Raw genomic sequence first — 22,115 nt, forward strand, 5'->3', positions numbered from 1 at the left:
ATGTCTCCTAATATTATATATTTAAACGCTTTCTGGGAAAATATCCTTGAGAAACTGAAAGATGAATTATCTAAGCCCAGTTTTGAAACTTGGCTGTCTTCAACGAAGCTGGTTGATTTCTCCAACAATCGGTTGACCATCAGTGTTTCCAATGAGTTTGCAAAAGACTGGCTGGAAAGCAGGTATTCCTCGCTCGTTAAATCCACTGTTCAAAATTACCTGAATGCACCAGTTACTCTAAACTTTATCGCAGAGCAAGATCCTTCCGATATTCCTCCAATAGAAACCCCTGGTGTTAATTTTGGCGTTTTGTCTCATTCCCTGAACCCAAAGTATACGTTTGATACTTTTGTAATCGGCAACGGGAATCGTTTTGCCCATGCCGCAGCACTTGCAGTTGCGGAATCTCCTGCTAAATCCTATAACCCTTTATTTGTCTACGGCGGCAGCGGGCTTGGCAAAACGCATCTAATGCATGCGATCAGTCACGTGATCAGCAAGAATTTTCCTTCGATGAAAATTCTCTATGTCACCGGCGAACAGTTCACGAATGAAATGATTGATTCTATTCGTTATGAAAGACAGGTCGAATTCCGGAACACTTACCGGAAAATTGACATCTTATTAATTGACGATATTCAGTTCCTGGCAGGCAAAGAAGGCACCCAGGAAGAATTCTTTCATACGTTTAACACTCTTTATGAGGCCAACAAACAAATCATTATTTCTTCAGACCGTCCCCCGAGAGAAATACCAACACTCGAGGAAAGACTTCGTTCGCGATTTGAATGGGGTTTAACAACTGATATTAATCCGCCTGATTACGAAACAAGAATTGCTATTTTACGCAAAAAAGCTGAGCTGGAAAATTTTATTGTACCTGATGAAATTATTATTTTTATTGCTTCCGAGATTCAATCCAATATCCGGGAGCTGGAAGGTGCCTTAAGTAAAATAACAGCTTACTGCATGCTCACTAACCAACCGATAACCGTTACCCTGGCAGAAGAGATATTGAAGGATATGATCCCACAGAAAAATCAAAAATTGATTTCTCTTGATATGATTCAAAAAAGTGTTGCTGAACATTATAAGATGTCCATTCAGGAATTCAAACAGAAGAAAAGAACAAGAACCATTGCTTTTCCCAGACAAATCGCGATGTTCCTATGCCGCGAGATGACGGATCTTTCTTTGGAACAGATCGGTGACAAATTTGGAGGCCGGGATCATACAACAGTCATTCATGCCTGTGAAAAGATAAGCGAACTGAAAAAAAATGATCCACTGGTTGAAAAGAGCATCAATGACATTATCAGTAAAATTAAATCAAGTTAGAGTCTAATGAATATTTATTTTATTTACTTAAACACACCTTAAATTAATAATTGTGGATATCATTCTATCATTTCCACATGATATCAATATATTTATCCAATCAGACAAAAACCATATTTGGCTTTATATATCCTTTTATCCACAATTATTACCGCTATACTACTACGGTTACTACTAAATTAATATCTTATTATGAATAGTGAATAAATATGGTATAATTTTGAAATAGAGTCAGAATACATAGGAGGTATCCGATGAAAGTCTTATGCAAAAAGGAAGATTTGATTTTAGGAATCAATACTGTACAAAGAGCCGTGTCCTCCAAAAATACGCTTCCTATACTTCAAGGAGTCAGACTGAGAGCAGAAAAACAAAATCTCTGGTTTGAAGCCACTGATCTAGAAATTGGTATTCGATGCCAAGTCCCAGTCAATGTTCAGGAAGAAGGACAAGTCGTTTTACCGGCTAGGCTTTTTTCGGAAATTGCCAGGAAGCTTCCGGATACCGAAATTAGAATTGAAAGTACTGACAATAATATTAATATCTTTTACGATTCCTCTGATTTTGCGGTGAATGGATATGATCCTGAAGAGTATCCTGAGATTTCCGATATTACTTCCAATGAAAGCATTGAACTTCCGGCTTTACTTTTTAAAAGTATGATTCGTAAGACCATATTCGCCTGTTCAGTCGAAGAAACCAGACCTGTTTTTACCGGCGTGCTACTTCAGGTGAATAAAGAAAATATAACACTTGTCGGAACAGATACGCACCGACTAGCACTCAGCAATGAAGTTTTGCAGGGAAATCAAAAAGAGTTCAACGGGATTATTCCAGCCAAGACGCTGCATGAGATTTATAGGCTAATGGAAGATGATGACAGTATTTTAATCAGTTTTAACAATTCCAGAATTATTTTTAAATTTAGCCAGGTTCAAATTGTCACCCGTCTGATTGAAGGACAGTTTCCAAGCTACAAACAGGTTATTCCAGCAACATGCAACACGAAACTTTTGATATATACTCGAAAATTGATGGATGCAGTAGAAAGAGCCTCTCTTTTATCCAAAGACAATTACTTGAAGACCAATACGGTCCGTTTTAATATTGAGAATTCCCATATTAACATCAATCATTTTTCGGAAATGGGTAAAGTATTTGAACAGCTCGAAGTGGAACAGAATGGAGAGGACGTTGCAATTTCTTTTAATGCCAAGTATATCATTGACCTGCTTAAAGTTGTAGACACCGAAAACGTGGTTATGGAAGTTTCTGGACCATCTAGCCCCTGTATCTTCAGGCCCGAAAGTAATGATAAATATTTATGTTTAGTTCTGCCGCTAAGAAATTAGCATGATGATTCGTTTTTAAACATGTATATTAAAGACTTATATTTGGTTAATTTCAGAAATTATCAAGAACAAAAGATTGACTTCCAGCCGGGAATCAACCTGCTAATGGGTTCCAACGGTCAGGGAAAAACGAACATCCTTGAAGGAATCGGGTATCTTATTAGCGGTAAATCGGCCCGCTGTAAGTCAGAAAATGATTTAATACGCTGGGGGGAGAAAAATTTTTATCTCTCAGGTTCTTTTCTTGTTTCAGAAAGGCTCTTCATGCTGGAGGGTTATTACGAGACCGGAAAAAAAGTCATGAAGATTAACCAATTGGCTTGTAAACGTCTTTCAGATTACGTTGGTACAGTCAATGGGGTTTCTTTTTATCCGGATGATTTAAATATTGTTAAAAAAGGACCCAACGAAAGAAGGCGTTTTATTGATCTGCTGATTGCCCAGATTAGACCTACGCATTTTGCCCTTCTAAATGCTTATTTAAGGGCTGTTCACCAGAAAAATATTCTTTTGAAAAACGAAAGGAATATTAATCTGTTAAGAATTCAGCTCCAGGCATGGAATGAACAAATTTGTGAGATCGGTTCCAAGATTATTATTAATCGATCTGAATTTACAGATAAACTGAATACCCACTGCAGAAAGATATTTCAAAGCATTTTTTCGGATGAGGACCATCTCGATATCATTTATCAAGCCTTAGGAAAAAAGGATTTAGAGCAGGCTTTACAAAGCTTTCCGGAGATACTTGAGAAAAAAATGATGCAGGAAATTGAGAGAAAAGCTGTATTGTTCGGACCCCACCGCGACGAAATAATTATTTATCTGAATGGAAATGATACAAGAATATTTGCATCTCAAGGTCAGCAGCGTTCTCTGGTGCTCAGTCTAAAGCTGGCTGAAATGGAAATCATCCGGAATGAAAAAGATGAATATCCGATTTTACTGCTGGATGATGTTCTTTCCGAATTGGATGAATATCGGAGGGACTATTTGATTGAGTATATTAATACCCTGCAAAAACAGACAATCATCACCATGACTGGTGCAGATGACAGGATTACGAATCAGAACGCAGTGGTATATCAGGTATCTAATGGAAATATAAGGAGGAAATAGTTGATGTTTCTGCACATCGGTAATAATATTATGGTGAGAAAAGACAAAATCATTCTGGTTCTTGATTTGGATACAGCAGGAAGCAACCAGATTTCCCGCAGTTTGTTGAATAAAATGATGAAAAAGGGAAACGTACAGAATATTACTGAAAAAGGAAAAGAAAAATCCTTTGTGATGACAGATTCGGAATATTATCTGTCTCCGATTTCTTCGTCAACGTTAATGAAAAGATCACAAAGCGGAAGTATTCTTTAGTGTATAAGCAAGTGTAAGTACTTTTTTATACATCTAGACTTCTAGGACTTCTGCCAAAGGATTGGCGCCAGCCAAGTTTTCTTTAAGGAAGACGATTCGTTGTTTTATTGACCTCCGGAAGATGGGAGGTCTTCATATTTGAATGAAAGCAGATTTTATAGTATAATATTAAGGTTAAAGGATAAATTTGGGAGGGAACAGCTTTGCAAAATGAATCGGAATTAGCAAATCAAATAAATCCCGGATCTGATTATAATGCCGGCCAGATAGAAGTACTCGAAGGATTAGAAGCTGTTCGAAAACGCCCCGGTATGTACATCGGTTCCACCAGCAGCCGTGGTTTGCACCATCTGGTTTATGAGATCGTTGACAATAGCATCGATGAGGCTATGGCTGGTTACTGCGATGAAATAGAAGTTATTATTCATCAGGGAGAGAGTATTACTGTTCAAGATAATGGCCGCGGCATACCGGTTGATATGCATGAAAAGATGCAAAAGCCGGCAGTGGAAGTTGCCTTGACAGTATTGCATGCCGGCGGAAAATTTAATAACGAGGCTTATAAGGTTTCTGGTGGCCTGCACGGGGTCGGCATGAGCGTTGTTAATGCGCTTTCCGTTAATTTGTGTGTCGAGATCAAAAAAGATGGGAAAAAGTACAGCCAGGAATATTCCCGCGGCAAAACACTGACGGAACTCAAGCAAATCGGTACGTACCAAGGAAGATCCGGGACAATGATTACTTTCCAGCCTGATCCGGAAATCTTCGAAGATATCGTTTATGACTATGAAGTTCTGGCGCATCGTTTGAAGGAGCTTTCATTTCTGAATAAAAATGTCATGATTACTCTGATTGACGAGCGGAGCGAGGCCAAAGATGTCTATAATCACAATAATGGGCTGATTGATTTTGTAGAATATTTAAATAAAAATAAAGATCCGATTCATCAGAAAGCGATTGTATTTGAGACGGAGAAAGATAATACAAAGGTTGAGATTGCCCTTCAGTATAACGAAAGTTATACCGAAACCTTATTTTCGTATGCTAATAATATCAATACCACAGAAGGCGGGACGCACGAAGCGGGATTTAAAGCGGCTCTGACCAGAGTTGTTAATGACTACGCGCGTAAAAACAATATTTTAAAAGGCAATGAGAATAACTTAAGCGGTGAGGATGTCAGAGAAGGCCTTACAGCCATTATTTCGGTTAAGATCATGGAACCTCAGTTTGAAGGACAGACAAAGACTAAACTGGGTAACAGTGAAGTTAGATCCATTGTCGACAGCGTGGTTGGCGAAGGTTTAACGACCTTTTTTGAAGAAAATCCAGCCGTTGCCAAAAAGATTGTTGAAAAGGGCTTGCAGGCTACCCGGGCAAGGCTTGCCGCCCGTAAGGCCAGAGATCTTACCCGCAGAAAAAGTGCATTGGAAAGTACTTCTTTGCCGGGTAAACTGGCCGACTGCACCTGGAAAGATCCAAGGTACTGTGAAATGTACATCGTCGAAGGAGACAGCGCCGGCGGCTCAGCCAAACAAGGCAGGAATCAGAAATTTCAAGCGATTCTGCCGTTGCGCGGTAAAATTTTAAACGTCGAAAAAGCCCGATTGGACAGGATTCTGGGAAATATGGAAATAAGAGCAATGATCACAGCGCTTGGAACGGGCATATCTGAAGATTTTGATATTGAAAAAGCCCGCTATCATAAAGTTGTGATTATGACAGATGCCGATGTCGATGGCGCACATATCCGGATTCTCTTGTTGACATTTTTCTACAGGTTTATGAAACCGCTGATTGAAAATCATTATGTTTATATTGCGCAGCCACCACTTTTTAAGATTAAAAACGGTAAACAAATTCAATATGCTTATAGTGATAAAGAATTGAGTAAGGTTATGGAAACTGTCGGCAGAGAAAAGACAGAAATCCAACGCTATAAAGGTCTTGGTGAAATGAATCCCGAACAGCTTTGGGAGACAACCATGGATCCTGAATCGCGGACCATGTTCCAGGTCGAAATGGAAGATGCCATGAAAGCGGATGAATTGTTCACGATGCTGATGGGCGATAAAGTGGAGCCCCGTAAGGAATTTATTCAAAAACATGCCAGGGATGTACGAAATCTGGATATTTAAAGGAGCGTTGAACCATGTCCATGGAACTTTTTAGCGGCAAGGTTTTGCCCATTGAAATTTCCGATGAATTAAAAAAATCATTTATAGATTATTCCATGAGCGTTATTGTCAGCCGAGCCTTGCCGGATGTACGCGACGGACTGAAACCGGTTCATCGCAGAATTCTTTATGCGATGAATGAATTAGGGATGACGCCGAATAAAGGGTATAGTAAATCGGCCAGACTGGTTGGGGATTGCATGGGGAAATATCACCCACATGGAGATTCATCGATCTATGATGCGTCTGTCAGGATGGCGCAGAATTTTTCCAGTCGTTATCCTTTAATTGACGGACATGGCAACTTTGGTTCCATTGATGGCGATTCAGCGGCTGCCATGCGTTATACAGAGATGAAGATGGCTTCGCTGGCTACGTATATGCTGGCTGATATTGATAAGGATACCGTCAACTTTAGTCCGAACTATGATGAAAGAGAAAAAGAGCCGGACGTTTTGCCGGCGAAATTTCCGAATTTATTGGTTAACGGTTCTTCCGGGATTGCTGTCGGGATGGCCACGAATATACCGCCGCACAATTTGGGAGAAGTCATCGATGGCGTCGTATATTTGATGGACAGTGAGGATAACGAAGATGGAGCACCTCGACCTGGAATTAGAGATCTGATGAAATTTATTAAAGGACCTGATTTTCCGACCGGTGCCCAAATCATGGGCACGGAAGGAATCATCAGCGCGTACACGACTGGCAGGGGATCAATCAAGGTCCGGGCGAAGGCCAATATCGAAAAAATCGAAAAAAACGGAAAAATGCAGATCGTTGTTACGGAAATTCCGTATGTGGTCAATAAGTCCCGGCTGATTGAAAAGATAGCTGAACTTGTTCAGGAAAAGAAAATCGAAGGTATTACCGATTTGCGCGATGAGACCACAATGAAAGGGATTCGTATTGTGATTGAACTGCGCAGGGATGTTACACCTCAGGTCATTCTGAATCAGTTGTATAAGCATACCCAGATGGAAGATAGTTTCGGGATCAATATGCTGGCGCTGGTTGACAATACCCCGAAAGTACTCAACCTGCAGGAAATTCTGGAATATTTTATCAAACACCAAAAGGAAGTTATTGTCCGGCGCAGCCGGTTTGAACTGAAGAAAGCAGAAGATGAGGCACATATTGTTGAAGGACTGCGCAAGGCGCTGGACTATATCGATGAAGTCATTGAGATCATTCGTTCTTCCAAGGATGATGACATTGCTAAAGCCAAACTGATCCTGCGCTTTGATTTCAGCGACAGACAGGCTCAGGCTATTCTGGACATGCGCTTAAAGCGCCTAACCGGTTTGGAACGTGAAAAATTGGATGCCCAGTATCAAAGGCTGATGGATGAGATTGCTTACCTGACGGCAGTTTTGAATTCGGACAAAATGGTTCGTGGAATTATTAAAACTGAACTGAAGGAAATCAGGGATAAATTTGCGGACTCGAGACGTTCAGAAATTACCTTTGATGCGACGAAGATGGAAATTGAAGATCTGATCGCGGATGAGGACGTCGTAATTACGGTCACACACAGAGGGTATATCAAAAGACTGCCCTTAAACACCTATCACAGCCAGAGAAGAGGTGGACGTGGTGTCAACGGCATGTCTACCGGAGAAAATGATTTTGTGGAGAGCCTGTTTATTGCCTCTACACATCATCATATTCTTTTCTTCACTTCACGTGGCAAGGTTTACCGTCTGCGGGCGCATGAAATACCTGAGGCAAGCCGGACCGCTAAAGGGACTGCGATTGTGAACCTTTTGAGTCTTGCGCAGGATGAAAAAGTCACTGCGACGATTGCTGTCAAGGAGTTTAAAGACCAATTCAACCTGCTGACAGCAACGAAAAACGGAATTGTCAAAAAGACTTCGCTCCAGGATTACGACACAAAAAGAAGTGATGGCTTGATTGCGCTGACGCTGGATGAAAATGACGAACTGATCGGCGTGCGCCTCACGAAACAAGATGATGATGTCGTGATTGCAACCCGTCTGGGTTTGGCGATTCGTTTCTCTGAGGAAGATGTCAGAGCCATGGGACGGACAGCCCGCGGCGTAAGAGGAATCTCTCTCAGGAAAGATGACTATGTCATTGCCATGGATGTCGTGGATAAAACCACTAGTGATTTGGAATTGCTGACCGTTACCGAGAATGGCTTTGCTAAACGAAGCGAACTCAGTGAATTCCGGATCCAGGGACGCGGTGGCAAAGGCATTATCGGGCACAGAGTCACTTCTAAGACTGGGCCTCTGGCCGCCGTCAAGGTCGTCACCGCCGATCAGGAACTGATGGTCATTACCGATGAAGGCATTGTGATCCGTCAGGAAGTCAGCGGCATCTCCGTCCAGGGGAGATCGGCCCAGGGAGTCACTGCCATGAGAACCGGTGAAAGCAAGGTCGTGGCCGTAGCTAAATTTGTAAGCAAAGAAGAAGAATAAACGATTAATAAAATGATGTTAACAGGGAACAATAGGACGATTAACAGATCTATTAGGAGGAATCATTCATGGTTAAGGTAGCTTCATGGAAAGTAAAAACAGGCTTGGCGGAGATGTTAAAAGGCGGCGTCATTATGGATGTCACAACACCCGAGCAGGCAAAAATAGCGGAGGAAGCCGGGGCCTGTGCAGTTATGGCCCTGGAAAGAGTGCCCTCTGATATCCGGGCGGCAGGCGGTGTGGCAAGAATGGCCGATCCGACCATCGTTAAAAAAATCATGGAGGCAGTAACCATTCCGGTTATGGCTAAAGCAAGAATCGGACACTTTGTCGAAGCCCGGATCCTAGAAGCACTTGGCGCGGATTACATCGATGAGAGCGAAGTTCTGACTCCTGCCGACGACCTTTATCACATTGATAAGCATAATTTTAAAGTGCCATTTGTCTGCGGTGCGCGCAATCTGGGTGAAGCCCTGCGTCGGATTGGCGAGGGTACTGCGATGATCCGCACCAAAGGTGAACCCGGAACAGGCAATGTGGTTGAGGCAGTGCGTCATATGCGGACGGTTATGGCCGATATCCGCCGTCTGACCACCATGCCGAAAGAGGAACTGATGACCGCAGCCAAGGAAATGGCTGCACCTTACGATTTAGTTCTATATGTTGCCGAACACGGCAAACTGCCGGTTGTAAATTTTGCCGCAGGCGGAATTGCAACACCGGCTGATGCAGCCCTCATGATGCAGCTGGGTTGCGACGGTATTTTTGTTGGCTCCGGCATATTTAAATCCTCTGAACCAGCCAAGAGAGCCAGAGCAATCGTTCTCGCAACCACTCATCACAATGATCCGGACATACTGGCCAAACTTTCCGAAGAAATCGGTGAAGCAATGCCTGGTCTGGAGATTTCCTCGATTGCTCCGGCGGAAAGAATGCAGGATCGGGGCTGGTGAGCATGAAAAAGAAGATTGGTGTCCTGGCTATCCAGGGCGCTTTTCGCGAGCACTGCAAATCTTTGGAAAAACTTGGAGTTGAAGCAGTTGAAGTCCGCAGTGTCGATGATTTAAAAGGAATCAGTGGGCTGATTATTCCCGGCGGGGAAAGCACAGCAATCGGTAAGCAGCTTGAAATTGACGGTTTTGGCGATAAAATTGTAGAAATGGCTGGTGAAGGTTTTCCCATTTTTGGGACGTGTGCCGGTATGATTCTGCTCAGTAAAAAAATTGACCGGAGTAACCAGTATTCTTTGGGGCTTCTGGATATATCCGTCAAACGAAATGCTTTTGGCCGGCAGATTGCGAGTTTTGAAGCCGATATCCCGGTTAAGGGACTAAAAGGCGGAAATTTGCGAGCCGTATTCATCCGCGCGCCGTATGTGACGGAAGCAGGTCCGGAGGTCGATGTGCTGGCCGCATATGCTGGCAAGATTGTCTTGGTCCAGGATGATCATATTCTGGCCAGCGCGTTTCATCCCGAGCTTACCGATGATACCAGAATTCATGAATATTTCATTAACATCGTTGATCAGTATCGAAAATAGGAGGGGCCCGTTATGCTCGATCTAAAATTTGTGCGCAGCAATCCCGAGATTGTCAAAGAAGCGTTAGCGAAACGCTGTGCCGATATCAACCTGGATGATTTTTTGCGCCAAGAGGAAAAAAGACGGCAAATCTTATTTGAGGCGGAAAATCTGAAAGCGGAACGCAATAAGGTATCTGAAGAAGTTGCCCGGCGGAAGAAAAGCGGGCAGGATGCCGAGGAGCTGATCCTTCAAATGCGTGAGGTTGGTCAGAACATCAAAACGCTGGATGACAGTTTAAACGAGATCGAGCAAAAAATGCTGGAAGTACTCTATTTGATCCCGAATATTCCCGATGCATCTGTTCCGGTTGGTAAAGATGAAAATGATAACATCCAAGTCCGCAAATGGGGTGAACCCAGGAAGTTTGAATTTCAACCACTGGCCCACTATGAGCTGGGGGAAAACCTAGATATTTTAGATTTTGCCCGGGCCGGCAAAGTAACCGGGACTCGATTTACGTTCTACAAAGGGCTCGGAGCGCGCCTGGAAAGAGCCTTGATCAATTTTATGATGGACAGGCATGCTGCCAAAGGCTATACGGAGGTCTTTCCGCCGTTTATGGTCAACCGGCAATCTATGTTTTCCACCGGCCAGCTGCCCAAATTTGAAGAAGACGCTTTTAAAGTAGAAAAAACTGATTATTTCCTGATTCCTACAGCGGAAGTACCGGTCACCAATATTTACAGAGATGAGATCCTTGAAGCAGATATGCTTCCAATTAAATTTTGTGCCTACAGTGCGTGTTTCCGCGCCGAAGCCGGAGCGTCCGGGAGGGATACTCGCGGGCTGATCCGCCAGCATCAGTTTAATAAAGTCGAGCTTGTAAAATTCTCCTTTCCGGAGAACTCTTTCCAGGAGTTGGAGATGCTGACCGCGGATGCTGAAGCGATTTTGCAGGAACTGGAACTCTCTTACCGCGTTGTTGCCTTGTCCACCGGCGATCTTGGATTCAGCTCTGCTAAAACGTACGACATTGAAGTATGGCTGCCAAGCTTTAATCTGTACAGGGAAATATCTTCCTGCAGCAATTTTATTGATTTTCAGGCCAGAAGAGCGAATATTCGCTTTCGGCGCGGACCTAAGGAAAAACCGGAGTTTGTGCATACCTTGAACGGCAGCGGACTGGCCATCGGCAGGACCGTATCGGCCATTCTGGAGAACTACCAGGAAGAAGACGGCAGAATCAGGATTCCGAAAGTACTGGTTCCGTACATGGGCACGGAATTTATTGGTTAGATTAGAATAAAAGTTTTTTAGATTATGTTGAGAGCATTAATTCAATTAGATTATTATATTATTTGTTGCTTCATTATTTAAAATTGGCGCAAACAGCTTCTTGTTTAGTTATAAAGTTTATGTTATACTATCTTTCGTCTTACTGCTGGAGGGGTGTCCGAGCGGTTTAAGGAGCCGGTCTTGAAAACCGGTGACTCCGAAAGGGGCCGTGGGTTCGAATCCCACCCCCTCCGCCATGCAATCCATATGGCCTCGTAGCTCAGGTGGATAGAGCGGGGGTTTCCTAAACCCTGTCTTGCGGGGGTTCGAGTCCTCCCGGGGCCACCATTATATTGCAAAGGTTTTAAGGCCTTTTTTTTATCAGATTTGCCGTTGCAAACGTTTCGAAGTACTCGTACTATGTCAATCCTGAATCTGTATTTCCTGTCCAGCATATTTTGATTTTTCTGCGGACCTGGCAGGATGGTATTCGAGGCTGAGAGAAATGAAACATGAAGATTGGATGAGACTTGCGCTTGACCAAGCCCAAAAGGCGTATGACTGCAATGAGATTCCGGTTGGTGCGCTCGTTGTCGTGAATCAGCAGATTCTCTCTGTCGCCTTCAATGAAAAAGAGCAGAAACAAGACCCGACCGGACATGCCGAAATCCTTGCCATCCAGCGAGCAGCCGAGGCGATGGGCCACTGGCGGCTGACGGATGCGATGTTGTATGTTACCCTGGAACCCTGCCCGATGTGTGCCGGCGCGATTCTTCAAGCTAGGATTAAACACCTGGTCTACGGAGCGATGGATGCCAAAGGCGGTGCTGTTGAGTCCGTGATGAATGTACTGAACAGAAACTGTTGGAATCACAAAGTTGAAGTCACGGCAGGTGTCTTGGAAGAAGAATGCTCGGTACTGTTAAAACAATATTTTCGGGAAAAACGTACCGGAGTCTAAAGCAAAGCCTCATAAATCTTAAAAATAATATATTTATCATGGAGAAGTAGCGAAGTGGTCATAACGCGCCGCACTCGGAATCGAGTGAGTAGCGTGGAAGACATGTAGCCGAAAACCTTGTATTTATGCGGTTTTTACTACCCCTGGAGTTCAAATAAACATAGATTTTTGAGCTGTTCTATCCGAGGCGCTTAGATAGTTAATAATTCGGAGGGTTGTCCGAGAGGCTTAAGGAGCCGGTCTCGAAAACCGGTATACCGCAAGGTATCTAGGGTTCAAATCCCTAACCCTCCGCCATCATGGGGCTGCTGATCTTAAAGATTAGCAGCTCCTACCTTTTTAAGCGGTAGCGATTTCTGAATGATCTTAGCTGTTTTTTTCTTGGACTGATATTCCAGATGACCGTAAGTGTTGACTGTAGTCCGAATGTCACTATGGCCAACCCAATCCTTGATCCGCTCCATCGGTACTTCATTAGCCATCATCAAGCCTACACACGAATGCCGAAGGTCATGAAACCTGACATGGGGCAATCCGGCTTTTTTGAGTAAATCAGCGTGCCTATTGGTAATATATCCTGGGTCGATAATTTCTCCCAAAGGATGAACGCATAGATACCCAAGCCATTCCTTGCTGTAGGAGTTGCCGCAAAGTTCCCTCAGTTCCTTGTTCTCCGCTATTTTTGCTTTTATCCTTTCTTCGACATAAGGAATCAAGGGATAAGTACGGTTGCTCAAATCGGTTTTGAGCTTGTCTAATGGGATGTATATTTTTTCTTTGTTAATTCTTGCTGTGGTTACGGTATGATTGACCCTAAAGAATTTATACTTGAAATCAAACTGGCATTCTCTAGTTCTAACGCACTCACTGCGCCGCATCCCGTAAAAGCCACCCAGCAATATGGGGATTTCAATAACATCGCCGACAATAAATTCAAGGTAATACAACATTTGTTCGGCATTGAGCGTAGCAGCATTGTATTTTTCAATTTTGTGCAGGGTGATGGCGCTGTTCGGATTCACACTGATGATTTTTTTGCTAACGGCATAATTCAATGCCTGGTTGATAATGGTGTAATCCTTTACAACCGTGGACTTCTTCTTGCCGGATTTCAGTCGGTAAGCGTAATGTCCTTTAAGCAGATCGGGCGTAATCTCCCGGACCGTGCAGCCGTGAGCCTTGAAGGTTGGATATAGGTTGCGCTCGATGTTCTCCGCATATCCGGCCCAGGTATTGAGCTTGATTGGCTTGTCAAAATTAAAATCTTCGCCCACAATAATGTCTCTTTTAGCAAATCCGCAAATAGGGGATTTGCGGATTGGTTTGTATCGGAATCATCCTGAACGATATTGTCTTCATCAGGCTCTTCATGCGCAAGCGTCTTCCCAGTTTTATCAGCCACGCCATTTTTTAAGTCAAGGGAATATTGGATTCTAATTTTTTTTTTCTGGATGAGACCGTAGCCTGTCTTAAGGCTGATGCCAAGGATTTCAAACATTGTTTGATGTCAAGCACGTCGGGATATCCTTTCAGAATGATCCGGTAGGCTTTTTCCTGTGACAATTTTACATTAGCCATAGTTCAGCCTCCTTTTCATTTACATTCTGTTTTAAGATGCACAGCAAAAGGGTACGCCCTAAATTGGGCATACATATATGTTCGCATCAATGGGCGCACCCCTAACCTGCATGGTCCGTTTCAGTTTTATCGTTATGGGCTTATCGGTGGACGGTGGCTAACCGTCCTCATAGGAATTTCACCTCCCCCTATACTGACGGGCCGCCCCCATTGCCTGCGACGCTTTTAACGCTCGGACTGTGGCTGGAAGTATCAGTGTCCCAGTCTATGCTCATCGCCCCACAAGTTACCACGCTCATTTTGCGGCCTGGGTGGTGATCGCTCGTTCCCTTGGGGGAAGTCGTGGTGCACCCGCCGTCCGGCTCGGCATAGACCGAAAGTATCGATTTGCCCTAATACTTCTTGTGGTTAGCGTGCTTTCTTTGTCAAAGAGCAAAAGGCGTTTATCAGCCTGCAAAAGAATATTGGTTTATGATGTACTTTTGCAGAATGGCAAGCACAAAAAGCCTGCTACAGGAAGCGTGGAAAGGGGGGACGCGTTCTCGTTACAGGCTTTTCGTTATGCTACCCTGAAAGTCAGAATTTTTGTGAACAGATCGTGTCGGAAGCCACAAATTGCAGTCCCTGTTCGAACAGTCCGCGGGAACTCGGATGCGAAATCTGCGTCTTGAAGCCCAGGGCATGGAAGAACGTCGTCCAAAACGGCATACTGTCCTAAAACTCCAGTACGCGCGGCAGACCGATTACCGTCTTTTTTTCGTGAAAACGACACGGTTGGCATAATCCCTAAACAGTAACTCCTGACGGAGCCGGAACATGTCAGGGACTGCGTTCGCCGTCCGCTCGGCCTCGCTGACCTTTGACGCCAGTTCTTCCTTGGTATCGGCGACAATCGCGCCGCGCTCGCAGCGGTTTCTAGCGACCCATTACGCCCCGGAGCTGAAGGTTGTCACACGGTTCGGCTGTAATGGTTGGCGCATAGCGAGCAGCTGACACTGTCCTTCTGCGTGTAATCAAAGCCTGCCACAGCGTCAAACCCGATAAAGGAAGAACTGCTTCCATTTGCGTATCCGTGTTCCTCTATGAAATGCTTGGCAGCGATTGCCGCTCCCAAAGCCCCTTATTGAGTTTGGAATCAGTAATGCGCCAAGCATCGGAAGAAGAGGACCGAGGACCCGGATTCCCAGATTAGCCGGACTTACTACCACATAACTACGTTTTGGAGCGAGCGCTCTAACTGGAATAAACGCATCTCCCACTGGCTGGGTGTGATTTCCGTAAAGAAAGCATCCGGACTTTGCGCATTGTCTCAGGACAGCGATTTTCAATTTTCGCATGCAAACCAAACCGGCAGTATAAAAAAGAAAAAAGCAATGCGAGCAGATAGAGGCATTTTGATGCCAGGCGATACAACAAATTTCTACGAATCCAGACGTAATCATCCGGCGGCTGGAAAGACTGATTTTTGCTTTCAACGAAATCATCCGTATAGGATTGATAATATATTGTTTCTATTTTCTGGTTATCATTTATGTCCAAGGCCGGTAGTTTACCACGCATAACCACTATCCTTTCCGGGTCTTGCCTTGGAGTAATGTGGAACACCCTATTCGGCAACCTTGTAACCGTATCCGGAGAAACTGTTCAAGTTTTTTATTATGAATACCAATATTTTAGTGAACAAGACATAGCTAAAGACAAACAATAGTTGATGTCGTACTGTTTTTAACCAGAATGGAGGGCAAATTACCCATCCAATGGGCGTAAATAAAAACAAAGATCAGGAAGTGCCTACAAAAACCTACCTTGCGTTAAAAAGTATAGAAATCGTTAAAAAATAGATAGCATTACTCGTATCCGACGTCTGGCAAAGGCAGCTGACAGATTTGTTCTCGTGTTCGAGGCACATTGAGTGTGTCGCGTTGAAAGGATATATAATATCCAGGCCTTAGAGGCATTTGACCTTCTTTTTTCCTTTCTCTCCCGCTAACCCCTTCGACAAACGTTCTCTAATAATAGTTTCTTGTACATTTGTCGTATCTCCTTATTGGATAAATCAACTCCCATATAATGGTTAATATGCTCTCCCATTAAGAGAGGAAAGTTTAAACCACTTATTAAATTCAATGTTTTTAGAGAAAGAACACTGTCGTCTAGCTCCGGTATTTTTTTCCCAATCGTGTTTTTAATCAATTCAAATCCTTCGGTTTGGATGAAGACCAAGTACTCCTCATGTTCAGCAAGCGGTTTGTGGTGAATGGCATAGCTCGCCATGTGCCTGATAATATCCGGATACTTAAACAAGATGTCGATGTAGTTGTTGATAAACGTGGACAACTGCGTCTCCTCATCCTCGTTCCCCGTCTTCAAATATTCAAATATGTTTTTAAGCTGATCCATAACATGCTTTAAGGCTTCGTTGATTAAGACATCCTTGGAACCAAAATGATAGTTAATTGCGGCTGCATTAACACCTGCCTTCGCAGCAATTTTTCTGTTGGTAATGTTTTGAAACCCATCTTGAGCAATCATATCAATGACAACCTGAATAATTTTTTCTTTGGTTGTAAGCATATGTAATTGGCTTTTCATCTTTCAGTTCCTCCGTATTAAAAACAGCGTTTAAAACAATTGTAGAGGGAGTTACTACTCCTTTTTCAATCCCTATGGGAGTTGACATAATTTTATCATAAGGATATGATTAAATCAATCACTGATTTAATCATTGATTAAATCAGTGATTGAATGGAGGAGATGCGAATGATCAATGTACTACGTATGGGCCTAGATGTAGGATCTACAACAGTTAAAATAGTCATTATGGACGATGACGGCAGAATAATTTATAAAAACTATCGCCGGCATCACGTAGAAAACCGAAAGCACACCGCTCAACTTCTCCAGCAGGCATATGAAGAGGTCGGAAGCAGACCCCTTACAGCCAGGGTAAGCGGTTCAGCAGGATTGGCGATCTCCTCCTGGTTGGGCGTTAAACATATTCAGGAAGTCATTGCATGTAATCATGCGATCGAGTGCTTTATCCCTCAAACCGATGTTGCCGTCGAACTGGGGGGAGAAGATGCAAAGCTTACTTTTTTCCGTGGCGGGTTAGATCAACGCATGAATGGAATCTGCGCAGGAGGAACAGGCGCATTTATCGACCAAATGGCAACCCTGCTGGGGACAGATGCCCCTGGCTTAAACGAACTGGCCAGGCATTATTCCAGCATCTATCCGGTGGCAGCCCGTTGCGGTGTTTTTGCCAAAACGGACATTCAAGTGCTTTTAAATGAAGGTGCACGTAAAGAAGACATTGCAGCTTCTGTGTTTCAAGCGGTTGTCAATCAGACGATCAGTGGGCTGGCCGGCGGAAAACCAATAAGAGGTAATGTCGCCTTTCTCGGTGGTCCACTGCACTTCTTATCTGAACTTCGTGCAAGGTTTAAAGACACCCTGCAGCTTGATGATAAACAGGTCATCTTTCCGGAACAGGCGCAGTTTTTTGTGGCAATGGGTGCGGCGTTAACATCCGACAACGATAAGATTATCCATTTACCGGGCCTCATACAACGCTTAGCTGATGTAGAAGTTAGCCATGAGATTTCTCGGCTGCAGCCTCTCTTTAAGGATGCGGATGAGCTGGATCAGTTCCGCAAGCGGCATGATCTTCACCAGATCGGCAAGAGAGACTTAAACAGCTTTGCAGGAGACTGCTTTTTGGGTATCGACGCCGGTTCAACCACGACCAAAGCAGCCTTGATCGATGAAAATGGAGACCTCCTCTATTCTTACTATAGCAATAATACGGGTGATCCCTTGAATTTTGGCATCAATATCCTAAGAGACCTGTACAGCCGCCTGCCAGTCAACGCAAGAATTGCCAATGCAGCCGTAACAGGCTATGGCGAAGGACTCTTAAAAGCCGCTCTGCGTGTTGATATAGGGGAGGTGGAAACGGTGGCCCACCACAGCGCCGCGCAGTTTTTTGCACCCGGTGTAGATCTGATCCTGGATATTGGCGGCCAGGACATGAAATGCCTCAAGATTAGGGGCGGCATCATCGAAAATATTATGCTCAATGAAGCTTGTTCGTCGGGGTGTGGTTCTTTTATCGAAGGCTTTGCCAACACATTAAATCTATCGGTGCAAGACTTCGCCCAGCTGGCACTCCATGCGTCAGCCCCGGTGGATTTAGGTTCCCGCTGTACCGTCTTTATGAATTCTATGGTAAAGCAGGCCCAGACGGAAGGGGCTACAGTCGGCGATATCTCAGCCGGGCTTTCATACTCGGTCATTAAAAATGCCTTGTTTAAAGTAATGAAGATGAGAAATCCTCAAGAGCTGGGTGAAAAGATTGTGGTTCAGGGCGGGACCTTTCAAAACGATGCAGTCCTCCGAAGTCTGGAGCTTATCATTGAAAAAGAAGTGATTCGGCCCAATATTGCACCGTTGATGGGGGCCTTTGGCGCAGCACTCATTGCCCGGGATCGCAGCCCCAAAGGGCAGGCGAGTTCACTGTTATCCAAAGAACAATTAGAACATTTTTCTATTCAAACCGCTTTAAACCGCTGTGGGGGCTGTGGCAATACTTGTTTACTCACCATTAATAAGTTTCAGGATGGCAGCAGATTCGTATCCGGTAATCGCTGCGAAAAAACCTTTGCGAAACAAAGTAAAGAGCATTCTTATCCAAATCTCTATGCTTACAAATATAAACGACTTCTTGCTTATGAACCTTTGCCTGAGAAAGACGCCAGAAGGGGAGCTGTTGGCATTCCAATGGTTCTAAACATGTACGAAAATTATCCTTTTTGGTTTACCTTTTTTACTGAGTTGGGCTTCAGGGTGGAACTTTCCCCCCGTTCATCACGGTCGCTTTATGAACAAGGTATTGAGACCATCCCTTCAGATACGGCCTGTTTTCCTGCCAAATTGGTGCATGGGCATATCGCCGCCCTGATTAAGCGGGGGATAAAGCAGATTTTCTATCCTTCCATCATTCATGAGCGTTTGGAGCAAAAAGAGGCGGATAACCATTTTAATTGTCCAATGGTTATTTCCTATTCCGAAGTCATTAAAAATAATATGGACATCATAGGGGAGAATGACGTGAAGCTGATGGCCCCCTTTCTGCCTTACGATAATAAGAAGCAGCTAATCATCAGACTTCATCAAGAATTAAGTAACCACGGGATTTCGAAAAAAGAAATCGCTCGGGCTGTAAACAGGGCCTGGTTGGAAGATCTGCACTTCAAAGATGAGATTCGGAAAAAAGGCGAAGAAGTACTGGCTTACCTTAAAGAAACCGGAAAACATGGCATTGTGCTGGCCGGTCGTCCTTACCACATCGACCCGGAAATCAATCATGGCATACCGGAGATGATAAATTCTCTGGGGATGGTGGTTCTCTCAGAAGATGCAGTGGCTCACCTGGGGACCGTTGCGCGCCCTATACGCGTTATTGACCAATGGATGTATCATTCGCGGCTTTATGCGGCGGCCAGCTTTGTGAGCACCCAATTTAATTTGGAGCTGGTTCAGTTGAATTCCTTTGGCTGTGGCCTGGACGCCATTACCTGTGACCAGGTGCAAGAAATTCTCAAAGCCCGGGGCAAGGTTTACACCGTCCTTAAAATCGATGAAGGCAGCAATCTTGGCGCAGCCAAAATCAGGCTCCGCTCTCTTCTGGCAGTCATCAGGGAAAGAAAGAAAAATCCTACGGCAACTGAGAGTGTGCCTTGTGTACAGAAGAGAACCGTGTTTACCAGAAAGATGAAGGAGACCCATACCATCCTGTTCCCTCAGATGGCCCCGATTCATTTTGAATTTTTAGAAGAAGTATTTAAAAACGAAGGGTACCATGTCGAACTGCTGCCTACGGTGGATAAAAAGGCTGTGGATGAGGGCGTTAAATATGTGAACAATGATGCCTGCTATCCAGCCATCATTGTCATTGGGCAACTGCTTAAAGCCCTTCAATCAGGTAAATACGATCTCAACAATACTTCAGTCATCATGAGTCAGACTGGTGGTGGATGTCGAGCCACCAACTATATTGGTCTTCTCAGAAAAGCACTTAAAGAGGCTGGTTTTGAAAATATCCCAGTTTTATCTGCCAACCTTTATGGCGCAGAAAAAACCCCGGCTTTAAAATAACTACCAATCTCATAAAAAAAGCGATTAAAGCCCTTGTTTATGGCGATCTACTGATGCGCGTTTTGCACCGTGTAAGGCCCTACGAAAAAATTCCGGGGTCAGCCGACGTACTCTATCAGAAATGGGTGGAACGTTGCAAGGCGCAGCTGGTCACTGGAAACAAACAGGCATTTGAAAACAACCTGCAGGGAATTGTAAAAGAGTTTGATCAGTTAGCTTTGTCAGCATTAATTAAACCTCGGGTGGGTCTGGTAGGAGAAATTTTGGTCAAATACCATCCTGCTGCCAACAACAATATCGTAAGAATCCTGGAAAAAGAAGGGGCCGAAGTGGTGCTGCCGGATCTGATGGATTTCTTCCTTTTTTGTGCCTATGACTATATATTTAAGGCTAAGTATTTATCTGGAAAAACGAGTGATTTATTACGGGGGAAGGTTCTTATTCATAACTTTGAGAATAATCGTAAGCGCATGAATGTGCTCCTGGAACAAAGTCAGCGCTTTCATGCCCCTGATTCGATCTACCATAAGGCCAATCTCGCCAGCCAGATTATGTCATTGGGACACCACTGCGGGGAAGGATGGTTTTTAACTGCCGAAATGATTGACTTGATTCAGAGCGGGGTCCCCAATATCGTTTGTGTGCAGCCTTTTGGTTGCCTTCCCAATCATGTTGTCGGCAAAGGGATGATAAAGGAATTAAAAAAAACCTATCCAGAAGCTAACATTACTGCGATCGATTATGATCCTGGTGCCAGTGAAGTCAATCAGCTCAATCGCCTAAAGCTAATGCTATCAGTTGCTTTTAAAAATATACTACCCATGAGCGAGCCTCATCCTAGCCGTCATTTGCCCACGTTTCATGTGCCTAATAGCCAGTAAGATGCAATCGGGTTCTACTCATTATTTTGGAGGTATTAGCGAAAGTATCTACTGGAATACATGTCGAATGGTCTAAATGTTAATGAGGTAAGGTTATAATAATGAAAAAAATTACACGTAATAAAATAGTACTTAAAGCTTATGAGTTGTATCAATATAAGGGCTTTAAAAGTGTTTCGATGAACTAGCTGAACATCTTAATATCAGTAAACGTACTTTAACCGCTATTTTGACAGCAAAGAAGAGATTATTGAGATAGTAATAATGACTGTAATAAACCAACTACAAGTTCTAGGTGATCAGATTGTAATGTCCATTGATAATCCCGTAAATAAACTATTTAGGATTCTTATTAACAATAATAGAGTCAACTAAAATAACGCCTTTATTTTTTTATGACATTAAAAAATATTTTCCAGAATTCAAATCAAAGCTTATTAATCAAAATTTCTTTAAATTAGGGAAATTATAAAAGAAGGACAAGAACAAGGCTTTATAAGAAATGAAATAAATTGTGATTTGGACTTGTCATTCATGACATCCTCCGGCAGGCCATAGCTTCCGACTTCCGCTAAAACAAGGTGTGTCAGGCTTGTTTGGTGACGTATGGATTTCTTCGTCCACCATTTCAAGAATGGAGGGGCTAAGCTCAGTTAAACGGATATACCGGAATATTTGAGGACCACTTTCACCAGATTGTTTTGCTAGAGTTTCTCTTGATGATGTTCCTTTTAACTTCTGTTCAACTTGAATAGAAGTTAAATCTGTCCGAAATCTTTGGTATACTCATTTTCTAATTCATTAATCTTTTTGTATTGATACAGCAGGATATCGGTAACTGTTATCCGTTGTCTCCTGTCTTCTGATGTGCTAACATAATCGTAGGCTGTTGATACGCAAATACCCAAGATGGCACACATTTCCTTTTGTGTGACATATTCAGGATAACGATCAATTACCGAACGGCAATATTCATTGAAATTCATTTGCTTCATTCACTTTCTTAAATTTGTCAACGGCAAGTGGTGAAGTGAGTTTTAATGGTTAAGAATGATAG

At 43.6% G+C, this 22,115-nt stretch carries 16 protein-coding genes, 3 tRNA genes and 2 pseudogenes; 14 read left to right on the plus strand and 7 right to left on the minus strand.

Annotated elements, in window-relative coordinates; all coding sequences use genetic code 11:
• From dnaA to AB3489_RS00065, 13 genes are all read left to right on the plus strand, one after another.
• A complete protein-coding gene (gene dnaA, locus AB3489_RS00005; protein ID WP_019224899.1) occupies positions 1 to 1,338 on the plus strand; it encodes a chromosomal replication initiator protein DnaA in 1,338 nt (445 codons plus the stop codon).
• A 254-nt stretch (positions 1,339 to 1,592) separates the two neighbouring features.
• Entirely contained in the window at positions 1,593 to 2,690 is a 1,098-nt protein-coding gene (gene dnaN, locus AB3489_RS00010) for a DNA polymerase III subunit beta (RefSeq protein WP_368293457.1), read from the plus strand.
• Between the two features lie 21 nt (positions 2,691 to 2,711).
• Complete coding sequence (gene recF / locus AB3489_RS00015; RefSeq protein WP_368293459.1) at positions 2,712 to 3,809, plus strand: DNA replication/repair protein RecF; 1,098 nt, start codon at positions 2,712 to 2,714, stop codon at positions 3,807 to 3,809.
• A 3-nt stretch (positions 3,810 to 3,812) separates the two neighbouring features.
• Positions 3,813 to 4,064: an extracellular matrix regulator RemB gene (remB, locus tag AB3489_RS00020; RefSeq protein ID WP_368294643.1), complete on the plus strand. Its 252-nt coding sequence runs from the start codon at positions 3,813 to 3,815 to the stop codon at positions 4,062 to 4,064.
• A gap of 203 nt (positions 4,065 to 4,267) precedes the next feature.
• Positions 4,268 to 6,202, plus strand: a complete 1,935-nt coding sequence (gene gyrB, locus AB3489_RS00025; protein WP_368293461.1) for a DNA topoisomerase (ATP-hydrolyzing) subunit B — start codon at positions 4,268 to 4,270, stop codon at positions 6,200 to 6,202.
• Positions 6,203 to 6,216: 14 nt separating this feature from the next.
• The gene (gene gyrA, locus AB3489_RS00030) at positions 6,217 to 8,685 is read left to right on the plus strand and encodes a DNA gyrase subunit A (protein ID WP_368293462.1); all 2,469 of its coding nucleotides are present in this window, start codon (positions 6,217 to 6,219) and stop codon (positions 8,683 to 8,685) included.
• A 68-nt stretch (positions 8,686 to 8,753) separates the two neighbouring features.
• The gene (pdxS, locus tag AB3489_RS00035; protein ID WP_368293463.1) at positions 8,754 to 9,638 is read left to right on the plus strand and encodes a pyridoxal 5'-phosphate synthase lyase subunit PdxS; all 885 of its coding nucleotides are present in this window, start codon (positions 8,754 to 8,756) and stop codon (positions 9,636 to 9,638) included.
• Entirely contained in the window at positions 9,635 to 10,225 is a 591-nt protein-coding gene (gene pdxT, locus AB3489_RS00040) for a pyridoxal 5'-phosphate synthase glutaminase subunit PdxT (protein WP_368293464.1), read from the plus strand. The genes pdxS and pdxT overlap by 4 nt, the downstream gene beginning before the upstream one ends.
• Before the next feature lie 12 nt (positions 10,226 to 10,237).
• Positions 10,238 to 11,503 (plus strand): serine--tRNA ligase, encoded by a 1,266-nt coding sequence (gene serS / locus AB3489_RS00045; protein ID WP_020492333.1) that lies wholly within the window; start codon positions 10,238 to 10,240, stop codon positions 11,501 to 11,503.
• A 147-nt stretch (positions 11,504 to 11,650) separates the two neighbouring features.
• Positions 11,651 to 11,739, plus strand: a tRNA-Ser gene (locus AB3489_RS00050).
• A 12-nt stretch (positions 11,740 to 11,751) separates the two neighbouring features.
• Positions 11,752 to 11,830: transfer RNA gene (locus AB3489_RS00055), tRNA-Arg, on the plus strand.
• A gap of 157 nt (positions 11,831 to 11,987) precedes the next feature.
• The gene (gene tadA / locus AB3489_RS00060; protein ID WP_368293465.1) at positions 11,988 to 12,443 is read left to right on the plus strand and encodes a tRNA adenosine(34) deaminase TadA; all 456 of its coding nucleotides are present in this window, start codon (positions 11,988 to 11,990) and stop codon (positions 12,441 to 12,443) included.
• A gap of 209 nt (positions 12,444 to 12,652) precedes the next feature.
• Positions 12,653 to 12,740: transfer RNA gene (locus AB3489_RS00065), tRNA-Ser, on the plus strand.
• 17 nt (positions 12,741 to 12,757) lie between these two features.
• On the opposite strand, the gene xerC is transcribed toward AB3489_RS00065, so the two are convergent.
• From xerC to AB3489_RS00090, 5 genes are all read right to left on the minus strand, one after another.
• Complete coding sequence (gene xerC, locus AB3489_RS00070; protein ID WP_368293466.1) at positions 12,758 to 13,717, minus strand: tyrosine recombinase XerC; 960 nt, start codon at positions 13,715 to 13,717, stop codon at positions 12,758 to 12,760.
• A gap of 136 nt (positions 13,718 to 13,853) precedes the next feature.
• A complete protein-coding gene (locus AB3489_RS00075; RefSeq protein WP_368293468.1) occupies positions 13,854 to 14,021 on the minus strand; it encodes a hypothetical protein in 168 nt (55 codons plus the stop codon).
• A 576-nt stretch (positions 14,022 to 14,597) separates the two neighbouring features.
• Positions 14,598 to 14,729 carry an acyl-CoA dehydratase activase-related protein gene (locus AB3489_RS00080; RefSeq protein WP_368293469.1) on the minus strand — a complete coding sequence of 44 codons (132 nt, stop codon included), beginning with the start codon at positions 14,727 to 14,729 and terminating at the stop codon, positions 14,598 to 14,600.
• 241 nt (positions 14,730 to 14,970) lie between these two features.
• Positions 14,971 to 15,135 (minus strand): hypothetical protein, encoded by a 165-nt coding sequence (locus AB3489_RS00085; RefSeq protein WP_368293470.1) that lies wholly within the window; start codon positions 15,133 to 15,135, stop codon positions 14,971 to 14,973.
• Positions 15,136 to 16,007: 872 nt separating this feature from the next.
• Positions 16,008 to 16,613 carry a TetR/AcrR family transcriptional regulator gene (locus tag AB3489_RS00090; RefSeq protein WP_368293471.1) on the minus strand — a complete coding sequence of 202 codons (606 nt, stop codon included), beginning with the start codon at positions 16,611 to 16,613 and terminating at the stop codon, positions 16,008 to 16,010.
• Between the two features lie 168 nt (positions 16,614 to 16,781).
• On the opposite strand from AB3489_RS00090, the pseudogene AB3489_RS00095 reads away from it, so the two are divergent.
• A pseudogene (locus tag AB3489_RS00095) lies at positions 16,782 to 21,058 on the plus strand (acyl-CoA dehydratase activase-related protein).
• A gap of 597 nt (positions 21,059 to 21,655) precedes the next feature.
• Here the strand turns inward: AB3489_RS00095 and AB3489_RS00100 are convergent.
• Together AB3489_RS00100 and AB3489_RS00105 are read right to left on the minus strand one after the other, a co-directional pair.
• Positions 21,656 to 21,841, minus strand: a pseudogene (locus tag AB3489_RS00100) (chromosome partitioning protein ParB); the annotation flags it as partial.
• A complete protein-coding gene (locus tag AB3489_RS00105; RefSeq protein WP_368293472.1) occupies positions 21,817 to 22,053 on the minus strand; it encodes a hypothetical protein in 237 nt (78 codons plus the stop codon). The gene AB3489_RS00105 and the pseudogene AB3489_RS00100, both read right to left, overlap by 25 nt.
• Between the last annotated feature and the right edge of the window lie 62 nt (positions 22,054 to 22,115).

Source organism: Dehalobacter sp. TBBPA1 (assembly GCF_040931655.1).
GTDB classification, from domain to species: domain Bacteria; phylum Bacillota; class Desulfitobacteriia; order Desulfitobacteriales; family Syntrophobotulaceae; genus Dehalobacter; species Dehalobacter restrictus.